We start from the raw sequence: 26374 nt of genomic DNA on the forward strand, positions 1-26374 counted from the left end.
AAAGCAATTACTATCTCTCAAGAAGTTTTTGAGAAACTTTTAAGCATGCTGTATCAGTGTGCTATTCAGACTCAACAAGAGAGTCCTCACTATGGCTAAATTTTGTGAGGATCTCTCAGGCATAAAGCGCGGGAAGTAGGCGGAACTAAATGAAGCGTCAACAGACTCTAATTATTTTTCAACTAACTAACTGAAAAATAAAATTTTCTATACTACTTTTGTGCCATTAGGTGCATCAAGTGATCGCCTTGGTTATAATGAGAGCATCACTGATTTGATCAATTAATTTGATTTTTGCTATTCATATAATCTCTTTTAGCCACGTTATTTATCTTTTGATTTGATATATTCAGGTATTATTTCGTATGGCATAGGTTTATCAAATAAAAAACCTTGATAAAAATCAATGTCATAATTTTTAATAATCTGCAGTTGCTCTTTTGTTTCAATCCCTTCACAGATTATTTTTATTTTTAACTTTGTAGCCATCTCACATATTTTCTCCAATATGATTTGCTTAAATTCATTTGAGTGGATTTGACTCACTAATTCTTGATCAAGCTTAACATAATCAGGTTGTAACTCTGTAAGTAAGTTCAAAGAGCTATAACCGGAGCCCAAATCGTCAAGAGCAACACTGTATCCTTGCTCTCTGTAATAATCCATTATTTTTAACAAGTGCTTTTTATCTTTAACCTCATCACTTTCAGTGACTTCAAATACAATTTGTGAAGGCTTGATAGAGGTTTTTTTTAGGGCTTGATTTGTTGTCGTTAAGCAAAAATGAGGATCATAAATCGCTGTTGGATTAAAATTAATGAAAATTTTTTTATCAGAAATATCAATTTTATTCATATTTTCAATATGGCATATACGCGCCTTTTTATCTAAAAAAAATAGCATGCCACTGGATTTTGCCGCGCCCAATATATCTAATGCAGGTATGATAGTATTACCCTGGGTTCCTCTTAGCAGGCACTCAAAACCATAGGGTTGAAGTGTATTACTATCTACTATCGATTGGCAAAACGTTGACAGTCCCTGATTTTCAATGAGTCCAACTAGCCATTGTGATAAACACAACCCTACAATCTCCTTTAGTGAATGTGTATAATTTAGAACGTTCTCTATGCTTCTATCCTCGATATCAATTGGCAGCAAAACAGCTTTGCTGTCCTCAAGTTCCGCTTGCGAAAAACATCGCTCGAGGACATGGCCTATGCCCTGTGCTTCCTCAGCGGAAAAGATTAACTCGAGAACTGCACTTTTTTTTATTTTGACATCATAATTATTCTGAGTTAGATAATTTAATAGCTTTGAATAAGAATGGCCTCTGGGGGCTGAGATGAGCAAATGATAAGTTCCTGATAATTGATAAGAGGCCGCTAAATCACATTTTTGACAAGGCACAATATTTTCCTTGATGTATAATTGTCTCCTAAACTTTATTATAGAGTAATTTTTATTTTCATCTTAGGTATTTTATATCTGAGCGATAAAATAGAGTGATTTGCTCTCAATACTTTGTATCAAGGAACTACTAAGTAAAATAGATATGAATCCCAAGAGTAGATTATCATGCATATCATGACTTGAGCAGATAGCACTTTTTGCTAGAATTTTTTATATGTCTGAGACTTTATTAATCATTGCAATCTCGTTACAGGCTAATTTCGCAGCCATACTAAAATTGTATAGTAAAAATTTCATCCAAAATTAATCAATCAAAATTGACCAAGGCTATGCTATTTTTCCCGAAACGTTATTCTCATTCAATTCGACTAGGTAATGCCAGTTTCATTTTTCTATCGATTAGATCTCTGACCTCATAGAGAGGTAATGGTTTTGAAAAATAAAATCCCTGAATTTCATCGCATTTTTCATTGATTAAAAACCGTAATTGATCTGCATGTTCAACGCCTTCAGCAATTACCCTTATATTTAAGCTTTTACATAATGCAATAATGGCTCTCACAATGCCCGCATTTTCATGGTCGACAGGTAACCCATCAATAAATGATTTATCTATTTTTATTCTGTGGGTCGGAACTTCTTCAAATATTCAAATGAGCTATATCCAACACCAAAATCATCAATAGAGATTTGAACACCAAGTTTCTGAAGTGATGACAGCACCTCCATGCTGCGTTTAGGATCACTCATCATTTGTGATTCAGTTACTTCCATTTCGAGGAAGCTAGGCTGCAAAGAAAATTTCTCTAACATGATCTTAATAAAATTTTCCATCTCAAATTGTTTTTGAAATTGACGGGCAGAAAAATTTACAGATACTGGATGAACTTAAGCACACTCATTTACAATATTGGCCTTATATATTTTAGGCACAAATCGGGCAACAGGATAACGATTGTGCACAAAAAAAATTAACCGAGTTAATGAAAAACCATCTTAAGGTTATAAGCCAAATCGTGACATATCAGCAGATTAGCAGGGGAGCCTCAAAAGAACTTTATTGAAGATAAGCTAATTTATTCGATGCAAAGAATATTTTAAATTTTGTGCCGGTAGATAAGATCGGGAGTCATTGGCCACCGAGTATATTGGCCTATGACTCCCCGATCACAGACAAACTATGTATTAGGAGCTATAGTACTAATCCCTTGTGCCGAAGTAACCTGAACACTACTACACCAAGGATTATCTGCCGCAGTACAGTCGATGTCTGCAGCGGTAGATGTTAATGGCGCAGGCGCTTTCAACCTGAAGTGGTACAGTATTTTATTTGAATCCTCTAAGGTTATTTCACAAGGAAACGAACTATTCGGTAGTTGGAATGAGAATGACTCTCCCCTTCCAAGTTGACCTGATGATGCCGTCTTAGAGCATACGCCATAATGCGTAAAGATAGGAAGAGGACCAGGTGGCGGTGTGCCAGGACTCACTGTGATTACTTTTTTCCTATCATATTGTTGAGGATTGGTTAAACCTGTATCTCCTCCGACTGTAACTACAAGTCCATTTCCTATCGACCTAATAAAGCCCACTGCATCATCTATAGAATATGCATATACATTCATCCGCAATGCTCTATGTATCAGCTGAGTATAGGGATTAAAATCTTGAGCATAACCTAAAAGGTTATATTGCAGGGCTGTATAAGCATCAAAATCGGATCCGCTACTTGGTAAAGGAGTAGCACAGAACGAAACATAGCCATAAATGTGTTGAATAAGTTGTGCCGTCGTTGGTGAACCCAAATTACCACAAGCATTTTGATAGTTTTTAACCACAAATAACTTATTTACTGTCAGGCAATTTACATGGTTTGGATTCGAAACATTTGCTAAACAGTCATTCCAATTATTTGTAAGCGCAGTAGTTTGAGGACCTGTAGGAGTTAGCTGTGAGTTTTCTACCACCACATTATAGGCTCCAGGAATTCGAGGGTAAGGGAGCCCTGCGTAAACAGGCCATGATGTTTCAGCTAAAAAGGTACTCAAACTATTTCTAAAGCTCGTTAAATCCAGAACAGTCCCAGTATAACCAACTAGGTTTGAACCAAAGGGCTCCATTGCCACTGGCAAGTACACTTGATCTACAGCTGAATAATCATAATTCACTATACTAAGATTGATTGGATAAGGAGCTGAGGCAGCCGTTATGACGTCAGCAAATGTATATTCTGTGAGTTGCTGTGGATCATTGGTTGGCAAGATTCCTGTTGCACTGAATACCTCTGTTTGCGAACAACCGCTAATACAGGTCGGGCCGGGAGAGTACAACGTAACTGGGCTCACGCCTGGCTCGCTTTGAGTTTGTATTAGGTTGGATTGCACATCATAGAGATATACACGCATTGAAGACCACCAATCGACGTATTGATCAGCTACATCTCCGCCTGATGGCTCGGGAAGCAAATGGCTGTAAAATGGTACCGATACCAATGCTGTTTGCTTAGGAGCTATCCCATTGGTTCCATTAACATAGACTCGATGTAATTTTGTAGCTTGAAATCTAAATGTATTTACATCGGTCACTGCAAATAGTCCCTGCATCCAAGGATCTCTGGGTAACGCTACGGGCGGTACGACTCCAGATGTTGGCGCCTCGATAACAGGATAGATAGTCTCTGAAGTATTATTGTAAAAAGCGAGTACTTTAATAGGTACCTTTGATACTTGAACAGTAATTGGTGTTCCAACTACAGGAGCAGCATCATCTGCTGTAGCAGTTATTCTTACTACTGTGGAACCATTTGCCCCAGTTAAAGTGAATGACCCTGTTTGAGTTCCATTCACCGTTCCTGGTCCTGAAATTATTTCATATACATAGGTAACAGGATGATTGGAACTGTCTGTGGCATTAGCGGTGAAACTACCAAAACCATTTTCAGTATTATCTACTTGTGCCATAGCACTGTTATATCCTGGCCAGGTAATCCGGGCAGACTGAATAGATGGAAAAGAAGCTGGGTACGTATTAGAACACTTATAAACATTTGAATAAGTCTGGCCATCTTGAGTGTTAGCAGGAGTCCCATTATTTGCGCTATTGCAAATAATGGGATCAACTGCATAGCCAGTTATCGATAAAAAAATTGAGATGGTAAAAATAAAATAACGTATATAGTATGTCACAAACCTATCCTTAAAATAATTACAACAATGAAGCTTAACCAACTCCAAAAAGCCATTGTGTGCTAGTTAAAGAAAAATGCGCCCGTTAAAGCAACTGCATTAGCATTATAATTATTCCCTAGACGATTCTGATCTAAGAGACCTCGCTATAACCAGTTCTGGCTTATCCATAACATGCTAATTCATACCCCATGACTAATCTGACTCTTGTCGATTAGCCAATAATCAAGTCCTGCAGCAAATGAGCCTGCAAATTGTGTCGCTGTTGCAGAACTAAAACCATAACGTCACTCCATCATAGTAGTTCCGGAAATGGGGAGGCTGAGAATAACTTGTTACCTGATTTGCCGCAACACCTATGCCAGGCATATATGTCCAAGCTAAGTTTCGTCATAGGTAGATGTTGTGATGTATCATATTGATAGGTATCTATGATTCAGCCATTTTAAAATTAATTTCTCGATTATCAATTTTTAATTTTACCCTCCTTCTAATTAGAAGAACACATTGGAAAAGGATGAATCATCCGATTAACTTTAAATACCCACAAGTATTTAAACTGAATACAAACAGACTTATCCACAGAAAATGTGAATAACTTTAATCATCAAATAGGTATAAAAATTTAGAATAAAGCTTATAAAGCAAGGACTTATTTAATCTTGTTGTTTATTGATTAATTATTGATTGAAATAAATATCCACAGACCAGGGATATACAAAAGAGAACTAAAGGAAGGCTATCTTATACAATTAAAAATTAAAAAAACAGTCTTGACTCAAATTATTTTTCAACTATTTAACACCTTATTTTTAATAGCACCTAGTATACAAAAAAAATCACCAATTTGATTCTGAGTGGATTATGATCAATTCGTTTATGCCCATAACATAAATAAGCCTGATAGTAAAAAGTACCATGAGATCTCAACAAACCTCCTTTTATTGAGAGTGGTTAGAGTCTGTAAAATTTCATTTAATTTCGATTTCTCGCGCTTTATGCGCTTTATACAGAGACACATTAAAATTACCTATTTTAGCGGCATTTACTGGCTAATGAAGCAATTGTCAATAGCGCCTTGAGTATAAAAATCAGGCTAGAACCATTTTATTATTGTAATCCATGTAAGGATTCAGTTATGGTGTTGTAGTCAAATTCAAATCCATTCTCGAGTAATCTTTTCGGTGTGACGCGCTCAGAGTCAGTTAATATAACAGATGATTCGCCAATTAGTAATTTTAAAACTAAGTCTGGCAGCGGTATTCCTGGCCCTGATTTAACCAATCGTAACTCTTTCAAAACTTCAGAATTAGTAGATGGTTGCGGAGCGGTTATGTTTACTGCTCCATCAATAATATTGTCGTTGTTAGCAATAAATTCAATGGCTTTCGCAACATCCTTAACATGCACATAAGGAACAAATTGATTACCAGAACCCAATTTACCTGCACCAAAAAATCCCGCGTATCTATAATAAGGCAAAAGTCCACCAGTATTCGATAGAACATGTCCCAGTCTTAAATTAACCACGTTGCAATTCGCCTTATTTGCTCTATTTTCAATATCCTTACAGACATCCACTCTGAATTTTGTTCCAGGATCACTACCCACGACTGATTCACTTTCTTCAGTCAAAATGGTATCCCCAGCATTTCCATAAATCCCAACAGCTGAAGCTTGCAGATACTTTAATGGTTTTTCGTGAGCTTTATCAATGTTGCGAATTATTGTATCAATTACACGAACGCGTGATTCTGCTATATCCGATTTTACTGAAGAGGTCCATCTTTTAGCTCCTGGATTTTCGCCACTCAAGTTTAATATGATTGTATTGTTATCAATTAGTTCTGACCAATCTTCATCAATTTGTCTGACTTTGACGCCTTCAATATTTATTTGTGTATCCGAAGAGCGGCTTAAGCAATATACGTCATACCCTTTTTTGATAAACTCCAGACAAACCTCTTTTCCGATCATCCCAGAACCACCTGCTATGATTACTCTTTTATTCTTCACAACATCGGTTTTATTCACTTGAAAATGACCATAGTAATGCAATAAGGTGCCAATCATAGGAAAAGAGATTTTGCCGTCAAATTTCCACCCTTGGGCTGTTGGTTTTTCGGTCCACTCTGATTTTGGTAATAAAAACGTAGGTAATGGTATTTTGAATGAATCAAAAAATGTTATACCTTGGGATTCATATTTTAACGAACTATCTGGTTGAAGTTGTATGCTGTAAATAAAACGAATCGCCTTGTCCAGAACCCCTCCAATGCCTTCACTTAAATGCATTTGTCGATTAAATCCGGTGTACAGCGAATGTGTGGTTGAATATGTTTTCTGTTGCGGCGTGTTATAGCCAAATACTCTGTTCCAACGTTGCACATTTTTAGATAAATTGATTACCTCAGCGTAAAATGGCTTCTGCTTCATATCACTGGGAAAACCTGCAAAATATCCAATTATTTTTGCTAGAGATGAAGGCTTTTCTACTGTAACAGCACCTAAACCACTTCCTCCAATGCTTGAGGTTTTAAAATCTTTTACCTGGTTATCAAGTAAATGGGCATCAGGAAAAGCCCTAGCAAATAAAGAGGATGGCTGATTATCAGTTATCGATAATGGAGGAGCCTGCCAGTATGTTGACTTTGTTGATCCACCTAAACTAAACGATACTAAATATTCAAATATACCTCGTTGAAGTGATGGAAAAAAGTGAGTCGCAGTTCGCATGGCGCCGTTTCTTAACATTCTCAGTAATGGATTTTGAACTTGTCCTACTGAGGCAACCAAATCTGCAACATTTTGAACTGTTTTAGCACGTGGTTTTCGTTCTTGTTCGTATTCAGATATACCCTTTAAAAAGTCAACTCGAGTCAATTTAGATGCCAAGCACGCCGCATCTTCGATACACAAGCCTGCTCCCTGAGCAATATTCGGCGCTGTAGCATGAGCTGAGTCCCCCATCAACACGACTCGATTGTCGCGTGATGTCCATGGAAATTGTTCAACCCCTTCAATTTTAGCAATATCTGTTCTGACTATTTTATTAGTCAAATTGATTAATTCTTCATAATCAACTGCAACATCACCAGAGTCTGTCCGAATAGGTTTCCATTCTCTTACCAAATCGTTCAGAAATTTTTTAGTATCCTCGTCAACTAACCGAACTCCGTTAATTGGCGATAGATATTTGTGATTTTCTTGTGTTTTAACAGCGATGAACCAAAAGGCATTTGGTGGTTTTAACGGAACATAACCAAACCGAACTTCATGGTTGCCATACTTTTTAGATTGGTACGTGCCCCATGTTTCAAATGATGATGACCACCATTTATGTTGGGTATCTTCAGGGAGCTGAACATTTGCACGAAAATAAGTATAACCAAGATCGGTCTCATGGACTGGTGGTAGTCCTAACTCAGACATCAGACAATTTCTGATCTTTGAATGAATTCCATCACAAGCGATTAATAAATCTCCTCGATATGATTTATTCCCATCAAGAGTAACCACAATTTCATCTTTGTCTCTTTTATATCCATTGATTTTCTGTGATGTAATAATTTCAACATCATCTCTATTTTTTAAACCTTCTAACAGCAGGTTGATTAAATCATCTCGATTTAAACATTGAACAGGAAATCGGTTACCAAAATCATCACTTGCTCTTGCCAATATCCTTCCATTCGAATCCCGGTAACTGGGAAATGGCATAGGATAACCGTATTGTTGAACAAAATTTTGATAGTTTGGTATATTCTTTAATACCATCTGACTTGGAGGCCAAAGACCAATACCCCCACCGATACTGCCTTGGTTATTACTTAAATTAGGTCGAGAGTCGAATATTGTGACGTGAAATTTTACATTTCTACTCACACGAACTAATAAATTAGCCAGGGTTAAACCCGATATACCTCCACCTGATATTAGAACATGGACTAGTTTATGCACTTAATTCACCCTCAATACTCAACAAGTAATTAATTATATAAAATAACATTGTAATGAACAAAAATTTGAAAAAACTCATTGTGCTCCCATAAACCATCAGATCATTAGCACGTACAAATAGTCAAAGTTTTAAACCAATATTAGCAGCATGTCCATAGAGTAACGCCAAAATTTGGCGTTACTGTGAAAAGCTTGAACTCATAATTTCCTAAAGTATTGAAGATGGGGGAATTAATTTTTTGAAAGTAACAATCAAATTTGAATCTTTCGTTTTTGTGGTCATAGAGCTCGGATCATAACCCTGGGGTATTTGAAATGCTTGGCTGTAGTTGCTGTGAGAGTAGCTTACACTTTTACTATTATCCAGTTCACGTGTAATTTTTTGCGTAATATTTGAGCTAACTATTAATTGTCCCTCTTTAACAGAGACATCAACTTTACTATCAGCACCTTTTGGTAATTTTATTTTATAGATAATCTCATTTTTACTTTCTTTAATTTCAATATTATTTGTACTACCAAATGGTATTTGATTGGATTGATTCGCCAAGTTATGCTGCATTTGTGAAAATTGACTTTTCATAAATTGATCCATTGCTCGTTGCATTTGAACCATTTGCTTCAAAATATCATCAGGCGATTGAAAAAAGGGATCATTATCAAAAGGATCCAAAGTTACTTGCTGATTACTCTTTTGCACTTGATTATTTTGTTTCGCCTCAAGTGCCATAGCTCCTGCTGATATCATAGAGATAAGAGTAACAGAGATTAAAATAGGAAGTAGTTTCTTTTTCATCTAAATCTCCTTTATAAATTTAGGATATCAAAAATTGAAGTTTTTTGGATAAGCAATTATGATCAAATAGTCATCACCCTAATTTTAAAAGTACTCTTTAACTTTATATTATTTGAAAAGAGTATTTCATATGTAGGGGCAAATCAGACACTTTCAAGTAATCCAAGTTAGATATGCCTAATAATTCCATAAGGATTTTGTGCTTTTTTTATACTAAATAGATCATATCTTTTAGAGAATTAAAGTGCTTCAAAAAACTGAAAATATTCTAATTTGGGGTAATATTTGGAACGACCTCACGAAGTTAATTTGTGCTCTTGAGAGGCTCAGCAAAGAAGTTCATTCTTATGCCTCTGTTTTGTTAGAAGGTCGAACAGGTAACCTTATCAAAGATTATGCTGAAATTATTTTGCTTGTTAATCTAAATACCGCGGCTTGCCGCGGTATTTTTTATTGACTAGACACAATCGAAAACTCGGCCGGCTTACTTCAATCGATTGTTAATAGATACTACTAACCTAAGTACTATAAAAATAGAATGATAGAACAATAATTTTCAAAGTGGCCATAGTGCATATTCCTCTCATTATGAAGTACATATTACATTAGTGGGTTGCCCATTGAGAAAATTAGCAATGTTTTCACATACTGTATTTAACAAGCGTTTTCGTGCTGCAAACGAGGCCCAAGCAATATGGGGTGTGATGGTGCAATTGGATAAACCAATTAAAGGATTATCAATACCCGGAGGTTCTTGACTTAGAACATCAAGATATGCGGCACTAATTTGTTTTGTTTTTAACGCATAGGCGCCAAAGCTGACTCATTAATCAAACCACCGCGGCCAGTATTAATGAGAATAGCGGTCGCCTTCATTTGTTTCAGTGTATCGCTGTTGATGATATTTTTTGTAGACTCGGTCAGTGGACTATGCAAACTTAATACATCGCTTTGTTTCAAAAGATCAGCAAAACTCACCCGCGTTGCTAACTTATCGTGAAAAGGCATCGGCTTGTGGGCAATAACTTTCATTCCTAAAGCATTAGCTGCAAGAGCAACTTTTGGGGCCACTCTGCCATAGCCCATTAATCCTAAAGTTATTCCAGCTAATTCTGTTATGGGATTTAACCAATACGAAAAATAAGGTTGGGTTTGCCATTCACCATCTTGGATGGATTGATTATGAGCCTCAACGTGGTTGGTATGAGTAAGTAATAAAGCCAGCACATGTTGCGCAACACTGTCGGTACTATAATCAGGAACATTCGTCACAATAATATTATGATTTGCTGCTGCTCTGATATTGATTTTAACAGCTAAATCATTCTGGATCGTTCCCAATTACGAATACATATCACCCACGACTTAGAGTCCAGAACAATTCAAAATTTCATGTTCGCGTTTCTCATATGCTCTCTTATTTTTTATTCTAAAATTATAGTTATAGTGGCTTATTCACAACAAATGGAGAGATTATGAACAACTATAGGATGCCCGTTTTATTTATCGGGCATGGAAGTCCTGTCAATGCAATTGATGACAATCCATTCACAAAAACACTTACGCAATTAGCAAAAGAATTACCTCGTCCAGAGGCAATTCTTTGTATTTCTGCTCATTGGCTAACTGCACGTACATGGATTAGCCACACTCCTACGCCTACAACAATACATGATTTTCACAAAGGGCCTTCCGATTTATTTACAGTGAACTATCCGGCCAGAGGTGCTCCAGAGTTAGCAGAAAAAATCAAAGCAGCAATTCCAACGCCACATATTCAACTTGATGACCATTGGGGATTTGATCACGGCATTTGGAGTATTTTTATCCATATGTATCCTGATGCCGATATACCTATTATTCAACTTAGTATCAATATGGCAGAGCCAGCAGAATATCATTTTGAGTTGGGCAGTCGCCTTAAACAACTGCGTAATCATGGAATACTCATCGTGGGTAGTGGAAATATTGTTCACAATGACAAAATGATCATTTGGGATAATCAATATGCGAAACCCTATCCATGGGCTATTGAATTTGATGAGCAAGTAAAACAATGTATTATCCAACGAGATTATAAACCTCTGCTCGAAGAATTACCTTTTACAGAGGCTGGTCGGTTAAGTGTTCCTGCTCCGGACCATTATTTCCCTTTATTGTATGCTTTAGGAGCTTCTGATACTAATGACTTACTACGCTTTGAATTTGAGGAAATTCAATTTGGCTCGGTTTCCATGCGATCTCTGAGTTTAGGGCGTTCCTAGTTCAAGATAGTTCCACTTGATTTCAAACAGATAAACTTGAATCAATATTGTACATCGCTAACGCTTAATCTATACTTTTTATAGTTATAAAGCACAGAAACGTTATATTTTAACCTGCCGACTTTATTGACAACCCCAAACGTCGGCTCTTGAAAGGAATCATAAATGTCTATTTCAAAGAAACCGCTTCATATCGATGTACCGGTGAAACTCAAAGAGCTAAAAGCTGTATTCAGTGTTGGTTCCCTCGTATTCGAAGGCGATTTACCTGCATCAATTTTCCACATTCAGCTCATAAAAAATGACATCTCTGATTGGGGTGCCAAATCTGAAGTGATTGTTGTTTTTCACACGAATGCAGGGCACGTGGTGCTAAACGATGAAATGTATAACACCGAACGAAATATCGCTACAGGCAATCCTTATAAAGAACTCATTGCCGATTTAACGAAGCATGGTGTGCAAGTCGAACTATGTGGCGCTACAGCTAAGGCTCATAATTGGGGAAACACTGATTTGCTCCCCGGAATCAAAGTCACCACCGACGCTATGGCAAGGTTAATCGAACTCGTTCAAGAAGGATTCGTAAAAATCACAGAATAGCTAAAGAGATAGAGATTAGTTTAATCTCTATCTTGTGTTGGGCTGTTAAACCTGAGGTATCGTCTTTTATTTAACACAAGAATTTTTAATAATTAACCTCAATATTAATAATTCATATTGCTCTAAATTAATGTCATTTCCGCGCAAGCGGGAATCCACCTCACAAACAAAGTAATAAACCAAATTGATGCATAGATTCCCGCCTGCGCGGGAATGACGCGATATATAAACACTTTATCTATTAATTAACCTAAAAAAGGTACAAAAAAGTGACGATACCTAAGGCTGTTAAATCCAACCTTGCTGTATCTATTAGATTTCAGCTCTAAATACGCATGCCTATTATCAAACATGAACATCACCATATAACAATTCGCCAGTATATTCTGGTGAATGCAGACAGGCATAAGCGATCCATATAAAGAACAGGGCAACGCAGAACATAACAACCCATCCAGGAACTGGCCCCAATGCCGCATTTTCTACAACTCTCAGGAAAGACATTGTCATTTCCTGACGCCCCCCAACGAGTTGTAGCTTTGAGGAAGATATTTTCAAGATCCATGCCATCAGTAAAAGGAGGAACATCCACACATAATTTCTCCGTAACCTTCGTGAAATTGCCGCCCCGAAGCTCATCAGAAAATGTGGCTCAAGCAAGTCTTGTCCAAGAACTCGAGCCCAAGGCTCTTCCATTGTTTTGGTTGCCATGAACATAGGCGCAAAATAATATCGTTCAATCATACGCACACGTGCTCTATAGACGTCAAAGAAACGATATCGCCTCGACTCTATGAGAAGAAGCAGCAGAACAAGCAGCATTGCAAACAATATCACACCGTGATGAGCAGATGGAGTCGATAAGGACAGCGAAAGCATTGCAGCCGCAGCGGTAATTGCCCAGTTGGTCGTTCGATCAATGCGGTCTCTCCATCCGGCCATTCGAGCGATCTCGGCTCGATGATAATGAGCCAGTACGGTGATGAATTCGGATGGTGTTTTAGGGAGTGGAGGATTCTCGAAACCAGCCATGCACTGTTCACCTAATTGTTGTTTTTCATGTTCCATCACTACCTCCATATAGGTGAAAGATAGAATTTTTCTGCATCAAATTTCATTGATATAGTTTGGTTTTAAGTTACAGCTCTTTGATATTATAGTAAAGAATTCGTCTCATTCTTTTAATTGGGAAAATCATCCCTTTTGGCGCATATAAGACTACAAATCTAAATCATCCACTGGAATGTCATATTCTTTATTGGCGGGGGTCAAAAACCATTCTTTGCAAATTTAAATCAGGCGAATGCAAAAAATGAACGTAACTTGTTTATTTTTTTATTGTTCGGACTCTATAATGAGTCATTATGTCACAATATGGGGCAGATACTATGGACAGTAAAATTGAAAAAAAACCATTCACACTCACAATGTTAGGGACACTTACTGATTTTACCCCTGAATTAAAGCAAATACCCAAACCTACTCCGTATACAAAGGGAGCCAAAGTAAAAGATTACCCTAAAGGAGAGACATTAAGTGTAATCTCTTCTTTAATTAAAACAAAAGTACCTGCTAAAACGTCAAAACTAGATGGCAAAGACCCTTATCCCTTTCAGGCTGATGAACTGACAGTAATTAATGGCCCAAAAACGGACGGTGCTAATGTAGGAGAAAAAATTGGCTTCGGTCTAGCGGCCATTCTAAAAGCAATAGCTCGTGGGCAAATACTAATCAACATTATTGCTCATAGTAGAGGCGCTGTTGAGTCGATTTTAATAGCCCATGAACTAGAAGCGATACAAACAATTATTACATCATCTGCCACTTTTGAAGAAGTGTTAAAACAGTTATCAGAACAGCAAGTCAAAAGACAAAAAGGTACCCCGACAAATAATACACCAGATATTATTGAGCCATTAAAATCCCAAATTAATCTGATACCTAAAGAAGAGCAAGAGCAATGGTTTAATCAGTTAAAAACATATCTGCCTAATGCATCAATAAATTTTTTTGGTATAGACCCCGTCCCAGGAGATTGTTTTCCAATTACCTGGTATGACGAACGATTTTTCACATTACCCGAAATTCTAAAAAATATTGAATTAATTTATTATGCAAATGAACGTTCTGACTGGGGATTTACTCCAATTTTTCCTGAAGTAGTCGCCAAGGAAAAACAAAATTTCGTTCGATATTCCATGCCCGGACATCACGGCACTGGCTCAAATGGAAATGATGGTTCTCAGCAAGGAATAATTGTTTCTCCTGATGGTTATAAAACAACCCATGTTCAAAAATTAATGATATATAAGTTAATTAGTTTCTTAAGTAAGCAGGATGTAGTGTTTAATGATGGCATCCAGATCTTTCATCAATATACTGCTTTAGGCAGAAAATATTTGGCAAACAATAACGAACCAAAATCAATTAATGTGGCTGAACTCGATTTTCCTGCTATTTTAAGGAAACTTTATGCCGCGATTGCCAAAAATCAAATAGGGTATGATGCATATAACTCAACACACTATTCGTATATGGGACTCACCAAGCAACGTAGAACATTGCTTAAAGGGCATGTTTATGGATTCTTCAATGACATCTTTTCGACATATTCTGGCTATGTTAATGAAGAGCATGCCTTATTAATGCAAGCACATTTCTTTAAAATTTTTGGCCTAGATACTAAAAGAAAAAATCTTGCTGATATGATTGCCACTGCAAGCTCAGTCCTGGAAGAAAACATTAAAAAAATGGCCAATAAAGAACCATCTATTCTGGATTCCGAGGTAACTCGCAAAACAGTGTTGGAAACCTTTGGCATAGTGATTCAACAGGTTAGCCAGCAATTTTTAACTGATGATTGGACTTCTATTGAAAAACAAAAAGAAAAAGAAATGCTACATCAAGGGATTCTTGATATTTTAACTAAATTTAAAGAACTATCTGTATCAGAAAATGTCACGATTAAAAAGTTTGTGGAAGAACTTCTTAACTTAAGTTTCACCCGCATAAACCATACACTGATGCTCCAATCCCAGGGATTAGAAAAGGATTTTAATTGCTTGCAAGAGTCTATAGATATTCGTTTAACACATTTTTTTAGTGCTTTATTAATGCAAGTAAATCAGAATGAAAATAGTCCCTCCGTTATTCTGGATGAAATTATAAATTCCGAGGAATATAAAATATTACCTAACCATCCATCAGCAATCAAAATAACTCATATCTATAAAAAACTGGATGGAAAAGGTCTGGAAAAATACAATATCGAGCAACTTACCAACAGCTATGAAGAGCAATTTGCTAATACTATTGAAGATTTTGCAAAGCTTTATCAACAAATTCAGACTCTTCTCTATGACTTGGCTGCTATGCGTTATATGGTACCAAACGATAAAATTGAACTAGACGAACTGTACTTGCTAAAGCAAGTCAATGGATTAATTGCAACAGCTGCAGAACGTTTTTATAAAGACAGGCCGCAGTCACTTCCCCCTATAGTAGAATCAGAATTCATGAAGTTGGTAGAGCAACACGCCGTTAAGCATTTTGGCATAGTTGATCGCAGGAAGGAACAAAATAAAGAATCTGAAAAAGTAAATATAGAGACAAGCAGCGTTCTTTCAAGAACGTTTTCTTTCTTCTGGAATCCCATGTCTAGAATGATATATGGTTCTCAAGTTACTACCTCTGCTAACGGAGAAATCGCTCCCAAGGATGAAATCATGTCGCTCCCGAAATAGACATTAATTCAGCATCATCAGAGGCGTTATGCGAGCAAAAAACATTGATATGCTAAAATTTTTTACTCAAAAAACGCCCTTGGCTACGCTCTATTTTTTATGCCATCATTTTCTCCTCTGGAGTTGATCTAGTTCTTACATTGTTCTGCTTTCCAGTCGAATCAAGGTCCAGGACCCATCTAATTTGTTTGTTTAAATTAATTGGAATTTCAGATAACAAATCCAATCGAGGATCTTCATAAACATTACTATCAGCATAGATTGTCTTATAATGCGAGATAGTCATATCCCGTACATTATTTATCCACTGAATTTGTGGGGCAAATAAATGAAGCATCCCTTCTACCCAGCGATCCAGTACTTGCCAATAACAACTATCATTTTTCTTCATTTTAAATTTTTTAATAAAACTCAACGTATGCTTCGCATCATACCAAACCTCATTGGATATCCATCGATTGATGCTGAATAAACGAATGGGTTCGCCATAACGATTCATTGCAATAGCAACAATGTGTGTCATCGGATTGTCGATGTTTTTATTCCAATCAGGTAAAAGTGTTGGTCTAATTTTTTTCGAAATATATTTATAACGCAAAAAACAATGAAAATGTCCATGTTCTTCTGTTTCAAAATTCTCACGATGACAATGATAAAAATATTGAGCACCCGTATCGTAATCAATCCGATCTCCCTTTGGGTAATGCTCCATATGTTGATGGCGACTATTATTATCCAAGGTATAATGAATGACATTTCGCCCTTCAGGAGTAACCATTTGTTGTTGCGCTTCAAGAACCTGTTGGGCATAGCGCAAGAATTTGGACTTTTGATATTTTGTTAATTCAGGGAAGCTAAATTGGGGTATTACTAACATTTTAATCATCCTGATGTCAGAATATTGCGATATTCTTTATTTATATTTTGCAATCAAGCCAATTTTTATTAATAAACAGGACTTACGAAAAACCCCAAGGTCAAGGCAAATAATGTTTTGAATGAGGGAGTTTAGATAGACTAAATGACCAAATTAAAAACATTTTTAACGAAGAGATGGGGGTTTTTCGTAAGTCCTGATAAAAAGTCATGATAGCTCTTGTTATCCTAAGTATTGCTTTATTGGGATTTTATGAGCCGATGAAATTTATCGCCTTGATCTACATCATGGAAAAAATTTGTATTATAAAATGCATTTGCGATTTATAATATGGAATTTAGACCTTGCTTGTCTGTATGATAGTTCCGATATGATAAACTTCGACAATAACCATCCAACATGTGAACATTGCACCTTCTCTCCTTTTTGCATCACCGAAGAAAAAAATTCACGATGGATGAATCAAATTAATCGTGCAGTAAAACAGCACTACCATCTAAAAAAAAATGAAGCCTTATATCTTCCTCAAAATACCTTTCGAAACATATATGCGATTCAGCGTGGAAATTTAAAAACATATCAAGTAGATGCGGATGGAAATGAATTAATTCGAGGATTTTATTTTTCTGGTGAAGTCCTTGGTTTTGAAGCAATTTACACACGACATTACCTTTTTTCAGCAGTAGCATTATCTGATAGTGTTATTTGTGAAATTCCTTATGATAATTTCCTGGAATTACTGCATTTAAGCCCCCCTCTGCAAAAACATATTTTGTATTTAATGAGTCAGCAACTAAATGTAGGATCTTATTTATTTTCAATCACGGCAGAGCAACGGCTTGCCGCTTTTCTTATTGATTTGTCCTACCGATTAAGCCCATCAGAAATGCAAGCAACCTTTCTACTGCCCATGTCTCGTCAAGACATCGGTAATTATTTAAGGCTCACAGCAGAAACCATAAGCCGCCTTCTCTCCCACTTTAAAGAAAATAAAATTATTGCGATCGATCATAAGAAAATTCAATTTCTACAATTGGAACAATTACAGCTTATTGCCGATATGAACGACGGTCGCTTCAAAATATGACGAATAATATCAATTCAATTTGAAATCACACTATTTACACTCAATATGTAACAGTTATTTACTTTTCCATGATGTAGATCAATGTCATCTAAAAAAATTTAATTAAAATACCTAAAAAAAGATTATAGGCTGCATCATTCGGCTTTATACCGGCAATTATCGGATTTTCTGATCACTATTTTTTTAATGCAAATCTATAACTATTTTACTAAAAATTGTTCACGATAAGGTCTGATTCTCTGGATCTTTAAGTAAGAAGTTCAATTTATGGTTTTATCAACTTGGAAATTCCGTCAATTTTAGTCGGAATTCTATAAAGGTAGTATCTTATGAAAAACGCTCATTCAGATAAATCATGGAAACAAGTAAAGGGAATAAAATCATCATTAGCCCGATCCATCATACCTACTGAGTGTTATAAGCAATCACAGGTCAAGACGTTATTCTGGTATTTTTTTGATTTGACACTGTTTTTGTTTGGACTGTCCTTGGTCTTTTTTAATTCTCATCTGGAATTACAGCTAATCGGCGGTGTGATTTCAGGTGTAGCTACAGCAATGTTATTTGTTTGGGCACATGATGCGGCACATGGGGCATTGTTCAAAGGCACTAAAATTTCCGAAGTGCTTGGAACCATTGCGATGTTACCCTCATTAAATATGTATCGAATGTGGTCCTACGGCCATAATAAGGTTCACCATGGGTTTGCCTCTTTTTCTCCAATTGATTGGATATGGCGTCCACTGACTCGTACTGAATATCAATCACTCTCCATTTTTCAACGCGTACTTTATCGGATAGAGCGATGCTTTTTCACTTGTGCTTTCCATTATTTACGCCGAATCTGGTGGGAGCAAATGCTATGTTTTAATCCTGGTAAAGATAAACAACAAAACCGATATTATCGGAATGGTAAACTTATAGTGCTGTTTTATGGGCTAATGATGTCTGTCTTGGCATATATTTTTGCGGGAGGTATTGTTGGTATAGCTATAGCCGTAATTTTACCGTTCATTGTCTTTAATTATTTTATTTCAATTATTATATATTTGCATCATACACATCCCGATGTCCCTTTCTTTGATCTAAAAGCTGAATGGTCTCATTCTGTTGGTGCTTTATATTGCAGTACTGTTATCCATACCTCAAAAATCTCAAGAGTATTATTACACAATATAATGGTACATATACCTCACCATTTAGATCCAAGAATTCCTTTTTATAACTTACCGCAAGCTCATAAGGCACTAAAAACTAAATATGGCGAATACTTTCATGAATATAATTTTAAGTTGCGTTATGTATTAGATATTTTCAAGAACTGCAAATTATATGATTTTGAAAACAAATTGTGGATGACCTTTAAGGAGGCCGCATAATCGAGGATTTTCCACACATCAAAATAATACAGTAAATATCTTATTAGAACCCTAGAAATATAAAAAAACCGCCTGCGAATCTAAAAATAGGAGAATTAAAAGTATGATACAACCAATTCATAAAGCCGAGTATGGATTTCCAGGTAAATGGATAATGAGGCCTGTAAGTGTTGTTCTACTTATAATGATTTTACTTATTTTAAACGGTTGCAATTCCGGAGCATTAGCACCTAAAGGGCAAATTGCAGCAACTGAATTAAATCTAATGATCTTTTCAATTAAACTCATGCTGATTGTCGTAATTCCGGTTATTTTCATGGCATGCTGGTTTGGATGGCGGTATCGCGAGGGAAGTAATAGGAAATATACACCCGAATGGAACCACAGTACTATTTTGGAAATAGTCTGGTGGACAATTCCATGCATTATTATCTTAATCTTAGGTACAGTAACTTGGAAAACCACTCATAGTTTAGATCCCTATAAGCCAATTGATTCACAAAAAAAGCCAGTCTTAGTTGAGGTTGTCTCACTTGATTGGAAGTGGTTGTTTATTTACCCGGAGTATCAAATAGCCACCCTTAATTATCTTAAAATTCCTACTGATACCCCTGTCAATTTTAAAATTACAGCTGCATCACCTATGAATTCCTTCGTCATTCCACAGCTTGGGGGACAAATTTATGCAATGACAGGAATGACTACACAGTTGCATCTTATTGCAGATACTCCAGGAAATTATCGAGGGCTTGCAACAAACTACACGGGTATCGGTTTTGCAGAAATGAACTTTAACACCGAAGTTACTTCTCAAGAGGATTTTACCAAGTGGGTTGATTCAATCAAACAGTCACATGACCAATTGACCTCATCAGTATTTTGGGAGCAGCTGGTACCAAAATCCATTAATGATCCCGCCAGGTATTTCGGTAGTGTAGATGCTGGATTATTTGACAGCATAATTATGCATTACATGATGCCAAACAAAGATCATAAAAAAGCATAGAGCAAATTCTCCGTAAGTTTATGTACCCAAGTTAATACAAAAAGGAAATCGTCATGCTACAAACATTATTAGGAAAACTTAGTAATCTCCAAGAGGTTTTCCCTTATCTTTATGAACCCATCAGCCAGCAAATTATTATATTTTCAATGCTGACGTTCATCATTATTGTCGGTGTTGCCGTGTTAGGAGGAATCACTTATTTCAAAAAATGGAGTTATCTTTGGCATGAATGGGTAATCACAGTAGATCATAAACGCATAGGGAAAATGTATCTTTTTGTTGCGCTAGTAATGCTTGTTAGAGGATTTATCGATGCGGTTATGATGAGGGCTCAGCAAGCTATGGCTTCTGGTGATTCCTATGGCTATCTCATTCCCGAGCATTTTGATCAAATATTTACTGCTCATGGGACTATAATGATATTCTTCGTGGCAATGCCACTTATGTTTTCGTTATTTAACTTCGTAATACCACTACAAATTGGGGCTCGTGACGTTGCATTTCCTTTTTTAAACTCACTTAGTTTTTGGCTTTTTGCAGTGAGTGCTCTATTAGTCAATGTGTCCTTATTGATCGGTGATTTCGCTCATGCCGGTTGGCTAGCATATCCTCCCTTTTCTGAACTTGCATACAGTCCAACAGTTGGAATGGATTATTACATTTGGGCTATCCAAATTTCCGGCATCGGTAGCCTTATGTCGGGAATAAATTTTTTCGTGACAATCCTTAAAATGCGTTGCCCTGGAATGTCCTTAATGAAAATACCGATTTTTACATGGACTGCTTTTTGTTCTTCAATTCTAGTCATGCTTATTTTCCCTGTACTGACTGTTGCATTGGCATTACTTGGTTTAGACAGATACCTTGATATGCATTTCTTTACCACTGGAGCTGGTGGGGATCAAATGCTATATGTCAATTTAGTATGGATTTGGGGTCATCCAGAAGTCTATGTATTAGTTTTACCCGCATTTGGTGTTTATTCAGAGATTGTTGCAACGTTTTCTCGAAAAGCATTATTTGGTTATAAAACGATGGTCTGGGCTACTGCAGTGATTACTTTTTTGGCCTTCATTGTTTGGGCTCATCACTTTTTTACGATGGGTGCAGGTGCAAACGTGAATGCTGTTTTTGGAATCCTTACAATGATTATCTCCGTCCCTACCGGTGTGAAAGTCTTTAATTGGCTGTTCACAATGTATCGAGGACGGATTAGATTTACTACCCCAATGTACTGGCTAATGGGATTTTTTGTAACCTTTACGATTGGTGGAATGACTGGCGTCATGCTTGCTGTTCCAGGCATTGATTTTCAAGTTCACAACAGTACTTTTTTAGTCGGTCATTTTCATAACACAATCATTGGTGGCGTTGTGTTTGGTTATTTTGCTGGCTTGGCGTACTGGTTCCCCAAAATGTTTGGTTTCACCCTAAATGAATCACTGGGTAAATGCGCTTTTTGGTGTTGGCTCGTTGGCTTTTTTGTCGCATTTACCCCCCTCTATATCCTGGGTGGGATGGGAATGACTCGTCGTTTGTATCATTATGATGCTTCCACAGGTTTTCAACCTTATTTAATTGTAGCGGCCATTGGTGCAGGAATCATTGCATTGGGAGTTATCTTTCAGGTATTACAGATCATAGTGAGCATTAAAAACAAAGAGAAGTATCGTGATATTTCTGGAGATCCATGGGATGGTCGCACCTTAGAATGGAATACAGCCTCTCCCCCTGCTCCTTATAACTTCGCACATATCCCCGTTGTTAGTGATATTGATAATTTTTGGGAACAAAAACAGAAAGAAATAAATAGATTAGATAAAACCAATAAAGAGATTTTAACCTACCAGGATATCCATATGCCTAAGAACACGTCAGTGGGATTTATTATAGGTATCTTTGCGTTCATTTTTAGTTTTGCCATGGTATGGCATATTTGGTGGCTCGTCCTATTAGGCCTTGGCAGCATTGTCCTATCTCTGATAATGAGATCTTTTAATTACGACACGGATTATCATATCACTGCAAATGAAGTGGAAGCGAATGAAATTAAATATCAACGATCTATTGTAGGAAGCTAATGATGAGTAATACGCTAATAAAAGATATTCAGGCCTCGACCGCAATTCCGACCACTACTCGTGACATGTTAACAGGATCCAGTAGCGACAAACATTCCCAGCTTCGCAGTCACGCGGCAGAACGAGACACTCATATCGATGATAATCATTTTGATGGCTCTAAAAATGTATTCGGCTTTTGGATATACATTATGACGGATTGCATATTATTTGCCTCCTTATTTGCAGTATATGCCGTTCTTCATACCCATACTTTCGGTGGGCCGCATGCCAAGGAACTTTTTAGTCTGCCCTTTGTCTTAACTGAAACGTTACTACTATTAACCAGCAGCTTTACTTATGGTCTTGCGATGCTCGCTCGCGAGAGTAGCTCCTCAGAGAAAGTGACCCGATGGATGTGGGTAACTCTTGTTTTGGGTCTTTGTTTTATTGCAATGGAAAGTTATGAGTTTCGGCATTTATATTTAGAAGGCCATACATGGACTAAAAGTGCATTTTTATCATCATTTTTTACTTTAGTTGCCACCCATGGATTACATGTCACCGTAGGACTTATCTGGATGTTAGCCATTATAATTCAAATTAATGTGCATGGTATTACCCCCATCACCAAGACAAAATTTACTTGTCTCGGTTTGTTTTGGCATTTTCTGGATATTGTTTGGATTTTTGTTTTTTCAGTCGTCTATTTGATGGGAGCAATTTAAAATGTCAAAACATGAACTTATTTTAGATGCAGATACAGGCGCGTCCTATGGCACATATCAATCCTATACTATTGGTTTTGTTGCCTCACTTCTTTTGACGCTGTTCTCGTTTTATTTGGTTGCCTCTTCTGCCCTGCCTCCAAAAATCTTATACATAGCAGTAGGGGTTCTTGCTATAATACAACTTTTTGTGCAACTTGTGTTTTTTCTCCATTTAAATACAAATTCAAAAACAAGTTGGAATTTATTAAGTTTTCTCTTCACCTTAGTTGTGGTGTTGGTATTGGTAATAGGTACTATGTGGATAATGTATAATTTATATGAAAAGATGGACATGAACATGATGGCAATGTAATCCCTGCTGTTCTTTTATGGCCAGAAAGTCAAACAAGATGGAATTATCTTCTTAAGACGCTTCTTGGCCACTTACCAAACAAAATGTTCATTGATTTATTTTTATAAGGGTTAAACAGTTAATATGAAATCTCCAGAATTATTATCTCCTGCAGGTTCTTTAAAGCGTATGCGACGAGCGTTTGCCTATGGAGCAGATGCTGTCTACGCAGGACAACCTCGTTATAGTCTACGAGCCAGAAATAACGAATTCTCCCATGATAAATTGGTGTTGGGCATTAGTGAAGCTCACGCCCAAGGCAAACTATTTTTTGTCGCAAGTAATATCATTGCTCCCAACAATAAAATAAACACTTACCTTGATGATCTTGCTCCAGTGATTGAAGCCGGTCCAGATGCTTTAATCATGACAGACCCGGGCCTCATTATGATGGTTAGAGAAAAATGGCCCAATCAGCCGATTCATTTGTCAGTACAATCTAATGTGATGAACTCTGCCGCCGTAAAATTTTGGCAATCTATTGGTCTTGAGCGAATTATTTTATCTCGAGAGTTGTCTTTGAAAGAAATCCAGGCAATTCGAGAAAATTGTCCAGATATTGAATTAGAAGTATTTGTGCATGGCGCGTTATGTATGGCCCATTCGGGACGTTGTCTCTTATCCGGCTATTTTAATCACCGCGACCCGAATCAAGGAGCATGCACCAATTCATGTCGGTGGAAATATAATATTAAAGAAGGCACAGAAGATGAATGGGGTAATACACATGTAGAACCCAATACTTTTCTATTTGAACAATCGCCTCAGCGTGAAGGAGAAATGAATCTCATCGAAGAAGACGAACATGGTACTTATCTATTTAACTCAAAAGATTTACGGGCAATTCAACATGTTGAAACACTTGCACAAATGGGTATTGATTGTTTAAAAATAGAAGGTCGTACTAAATCAGACTTTTATGTGGCTCGCGTGACTCAATTGTATCGAAAAGCCATCGATGATGCGGTTGCTGGTAACCCCTTTGATTGGAATCTCATGGATACATTGGAAGGACTATCACTCAGAGGTTACACAGAAGGATTTTACCGTCGTCATGTTCCGGAAGAATATCAAAGTTATAAAGATCGCAATGAAACGGGTATTAAACAGCAGGTTGTAGGTGAATTACTTAATTATGACAGCAGTAAACAACTGCTTGAAGTATTAGTAAAAAATCAATTTGCTCTTGGTGATACTCTTGAAATCATGCTTCCAAATGGTAATCTCATTTTTAGACTTGAAGCCATTGAAAGCACCGAGGGATATTCAATCAATCGTGCCCCAGGTAGTGGTCATGTTGTTCGAATTGCTGCTAATATACAAGAGGTCAATCAATTGGAACATGGCTATTTAATCCGTCATTGGACTGAGTGATACGGAACTTAGAGCGACATATGTCAACAATCGAACAATTAAGAGAGCAAATTCAAAACATAGATCATGACATTATTAGATATATCGCTCTTCGTCAGGATCTATGTAAAAAAATGGGCACATTAATAAGAAAAGAAGGGAAACAAATTATCGATCTCGAGCAAGAAAAAAAGAATTTGGAGTTTTATGAATCTCTATCTAATGAATACTCCATTGATCCAAAATTTGTTTCGCGTTTATTCAAATTAATTATTATAAATTCCAGAGTTTGAGCCTAAGGCTCAGGCGTTATTCTTGATAAACCCCATAAGATAAAATTCACTAATTTTTCGAGCGATGAGCGAGTACTCGCTTATCCATTACCTTCCGCCAGAGTGAAGGGAAAAGAGCTAGGATTATCATTCCTAAATAACCTGAAGGAAGTTGGGGACTTGTCTCGATATGCCTTAATAACTGATAAGGACGTGCTCCGTGAACATGATGATCAGAATGTCTTTGCAGGTGAAATAGAAGCATATTGCTAAGCCAATGACTCGCATTCCAAGAGTGTTGAATTGAAACGTTCTCATAGGCTCCATTGGCGAGTTTTTTACGTTCCAGACCATAATGTTCGATATAGTTGATGATTTCCAGCAAAATAAAGGCGGTCAAAGACTGAATAATAAAGAAAAGAAGGACCATCCATCCGCCAAAATAAAAAAGAGCAGTTGCCAGAATAATCGGCATACTGATAATCCACCAGAATTGATTGGTTAAATGGTACCATGGATACCCTAGACGATTTAAACGCTTACGCTCTAGGTTCAGAGCAGAACGAAACGAGCCGATAATTGTTCTTGGTAAAAAGTGATACAAACTTTCTCCTAATCGAGATGTCGCAGGATCTTTGGGTGTGGCCACGTGAACATGATGACCGCGGACATGTTCAATAAAAAAATGACCATAACATACAGTGACTAATAAAATTTTACTTAAGAGTTGGTCTATCATGGAGTTTTTATGCATGAGCTCATGAGCAAGAGTAATTCCAATTCCACCGGTTAAGAGCCCTATTGATAAGCTAAACCCAATAAACTCTATTGCTGTTAAAGGAACATGTGCAACCAAATAAGCGGCATAAATTACAAAGCAGCATTGCAAAGGGACATATATCCAAGTAAGAAGTTTGAAATATTTGTCTTTTAGTAATACGTGTTCTTGAGTGCTATCAGGATTGCTGGGATCAACTAACCAAACATCCATCCAAGGAACCATGGTAAATAATATAAAAAATGGGAGGAAAGTATAAAAATTACCAAAATAAAAACCAATAAAAGGCAATATCACCAACAAATAAGCCAGCATAAAACACAGTTTTTTACTTAATTTCATTTTCGACTCCCATCTATAAATATAGATGAATCATGAGTAATATGATAGCCGCATTACCACCGAAGAATTGGACTTATCTCCTCCATATTTTTTTCACGAAGTATCCTTACTGTCAAACAATAACAGCGTAATCT

General features: G+C 36.8%; 21 protein-coding genes and 1 pseudogene. 12 read left to right on the top strand and 10 right to left on the bottom strand.

The genetic code is table 11. The features are described from left to right. Positions 1-324: 324 nt before the first annotated feature. The 5 genes and pseudogenes from ELY20_RS09170 to ELY20_RS09195 form a co-directional block, all read right to left on the bottom strand. Positions 325-1410 (bottom strand): EAL domain-containing protein, encoded by a 1086-nt coding sequence (locus tag ELY20_RS09170; RefSeq protein WP_110142408.1) that lies wholly within the window; start codon positions 1408-1410, stop codon positions 325-327. Between the two features lie 358 nt (positions 1411-1768). Then, positions 1769-2247, bottom strand: a pseudogene (locus ELY20_RS17160) (EAL domain-containing protein). A 344-nt stretch (positions 2248-2591) separates the two neighbouring features. Next, on the bottom strand, positions 2592-4598 hold the full coding sequence (locus ELY20_RS09185) for a hypothetical protein (RefSeq protein WP_110142411.1): 2007 nt from the start codon (positions 4596-4598) through the stop codon (positions 2592-2594). Between the two features lie 1110 nt (positions 4599-5708). After that, positions 5709-8558, bottom strand: coding sequence for a TIGR01777 family oxidoreductase (locus ELY20_RS09190; protein ID WP_110142412.1), 2850 nt, complete (start codon positions 8556-8558; stop codon positions 5709-5711). Between the two features lie 208 nt (positions 8559-8766). After that, positions 8767-9354, bottom strand: a complete 588-nt coding sequence (locus tag ELY20_RS09195) for an Hsp20/alpha crystallin family protein (protein ID WP_110142413.1) — start codon at positions 9352-9354, stop codon at positions 8767-8769. A gap of 244 nt (positions 9355-9598) precedes the next feature. Between ELY20_RS09195 and ELY20_RS09200 the strand changes: the two genes are divergently transcribed. After that, a complete protein-coding gene (locus ELY20_RS09200) occupies positions 9599-9811 on the top strand; it encodes a hypothetical protein (RefSeq protein WP_110142414.1) in 213 nt (70 codons plus the stop codon). Between the two features lie 129 nt (positions 9812-9940). Here ELY20_RS09200 and ELY20_RS17165 read toward each other — a convergent pair whose 3' ends face one another. Both ELY20_RS17165 and ELY20_RS09205 read right to left on the bottom strand, forming a co-directional pair. After that, positions 9941-10141 (bottom strand): NAD(P)-dependent oxidoreductase, encoded by a 201-nt coding sequence (locus ELY20_RS17165; protein ID WP_407656324.1) that lies wholly within the window; start codon positions 10139-10141, stop codon positions 9941-9943. Positions 10142-10152: 11 nt separating this feature from the next. Continuing rightward, positions 10153-10695 (bottom strand): NAD(P)-dependent oxidoreductase, encoded by a 543-nt coding sequence (locus ELY20_RS09205; protein WP_267900599.1) that lies wholly within the window; start codon positions 10693-10695, stop codon positions 10153-10155. A gap of 134 nt (positions 10696-10829) precedes the next feature. On the opposite strand from ELY20_RS09205, the gene ygiD reads away from it, so the two are divergent. Both ygiD and ELY20_RS09215 read left to right on the top strand, forming a co-directional pair. Continuing rightward, positions 10830-11618, top strand: a complete 789-nt coding sequence (ygiD, locus tag ELY20_RS09210; RefSeq protein ID WP_110142415.1) for a 4,5-DOPA-extradiol-dioxygenase — start codon at positions 10830-10832, stop codon at positions 11616-11618. Between the two features lie 165 nt (positions 11619-11783). Next, a complete protein-coding gene (locus ELY20_RS09215; RefSeq protein ID WP_110142416.1) occupies positions 11784-12221 on the top strand; it encodes a DsrE family protein in 438 nt (145 codons plus the stop codon). Between the two features lie 345 nt (positions 12222-12566). Here the strand turns inward: ELY20_RS09215 and ELY20_RS09220 are convergent, their stop codons facing one another. After that, complete coding sequence (locus tag ELY20_RS09220; protein WP_233590537.1) at positions 12567-13253, bottom strand: DUF2270 domain-containing protein; 687 nt, start codon at positions 13251-13253, stop codon at positions 12567-12569. Positions 13254-13585: 332 nt separating this feature from the next. Here ELY20_RS09220 and ELY20_RS09225 point away from each other — a divergent pair, with 332 nt between their 5' ends. Beyond that, on the top strand, positions 13586-15964 hold the full coding sequence (locus tag ELY20_RS09225) for a hypothetical protein (protein ID WP_233590538.1): 2379 nt from the start codon (positions 13586-13588) through the stop codon (positions 15962-15964). Positions 15965-16061: 97 nt separating this feature from the next. On the opposite strand, the gene ELY20_RS09230 is transcribed toward ELY20_RS09225, so the two are convergent. Beyond that, positions 16062-16841, bottom strand: a complete 780-nt coding sequence (locus ELY20_RS09230; protein WP_233590539.1) for a DUF6969 family protein — start codon at positions 16839-16841, stop codon at positions 16062-16064. A gap of 370 nt (positions 16842-17211) precedes the next feature. Between ELY20_RS09230 and ELY20_RS09240 the strand changes: the two genes are divergently transcribed. The 8 genes from ELY20_RS09240 (at position 17212) to ELY20_RS09275 (ending at position 25141) form a co-directional block, all read left to right on the top strand. Next, positions 17212-17928, top strand: a complete 717-nt coding sequence (locus tag ELY20_RS09240) for a helix-turn-helix domain-containing protein (protein WP_110142418.1) — start codon at positions 17212-17214, stop codon at positions 17926-17928. 329 nt (positions 17929-18257) lie between these two features. Further along, positions 18258-19307 (top strand): fatty acid desaturase, encoded by a 1050-nt coding sequence (locus ELY20_RS09245; protein WP_110142419.1) that lies wholly within the window; start codon positions 18258-18260, stop codon positions 19305-19307. Positions 19308-19410: 103 nt separating this feature from the next. After that, positions 19411-20313: a ubiquinol oxidase subunit II gene (gene cyoA, locus ELY20_RS09250; RefSeq protein WP_233590540.1), complete on the top strand. Its 903-nt coding sequence runs from the start codon at positions 19411-19413 to the stop codon at positions 20311-20313. A 53-nt stretch (positions 20314-20366) separates the two neighbouring features. Continuing rightward, complete coding sequence (gene cyoB, locus ELY20_RS09255) at positions 20367-22394, top strand: cytochrome o ubiquinol oxidase subunit I (RefSeq protein ID WP_110142420.1); 2028 nt, start codon at positions 20367-20369, stop codon at positions 22392-22394. Next, a complete protein-coding gene (cyoC, locus tag ELY20_RS09260) occupies positions 22394-23101 on the top strand; it encodes a cytochrome o ubiquinol oxidase subunit III (RefSeq protein ID WP_233590542.1) in 708 nt (235 codons plus the stop codon). The genes cyoB and cyoC overlap by 1 nt, the downstream gene beginning before the upstream one ends. A 1-nt stretch (position 23102) precedes the next feature. Next, positions 23103-23456, top strand: coding sequence for a cytochrome o ubiquinol oxidase subunit IV (gene cyoD, locus ELY20_RS09265; RefSeq protein ID WP_110142421.1), 354 nt, complete (start codon positions 23103-23105; stop codon positions 23454-23456). Positions 23457-23579: 123 nt separating this feature from the next. Then, positions 23580-24869, top strand: a complete 1290-nt coding sequence (trhP, locus tag ELY20_RS09270; protein ID WP_110142422.1) for a prephenate-dependent tRNA uridine(34) hydroxylase TrhP — start codon at positions 23580-23582, stop codon at positions 24867-24869. A gap of 20 nt (positions 24870-24889) precedes the next feature. Beyond that, positions 24890-25141, top strand: coding sequence for a chorismate mutase (locus ELY20_RS09275; protein WP_110142423.1), 252 nt, complete (start codon positions 24890-24892; stop codon positions 25139-25141). Between the two features lie 49 nt (positions 25142-25190). Here ELY20_RS09275 and ELY20_RS09280 read toward each other — a convergent pair whose 3' ends face one another. Then, positions 25191-26240, bottom strand: a complete 1050-nt coding sequence (locus ELY20_RS09280) for an alkane 1-monooxygenase (RefSeq protein ID WP_110142424.1) — start codon at positions 26238-26240, stop codon at positions 25191-25193. Positions 26241-26374 lie beyond the last annotated feature (134 nt).

Source organism: Legionella qingyii, assembly GCF_003990155.1.
Classification (GTDB): Bacteria; Pseudomonadota; Gammaproteobacteria; order Legionellales; family Legionellaceae; genus Legionella; species Legionella qingyii.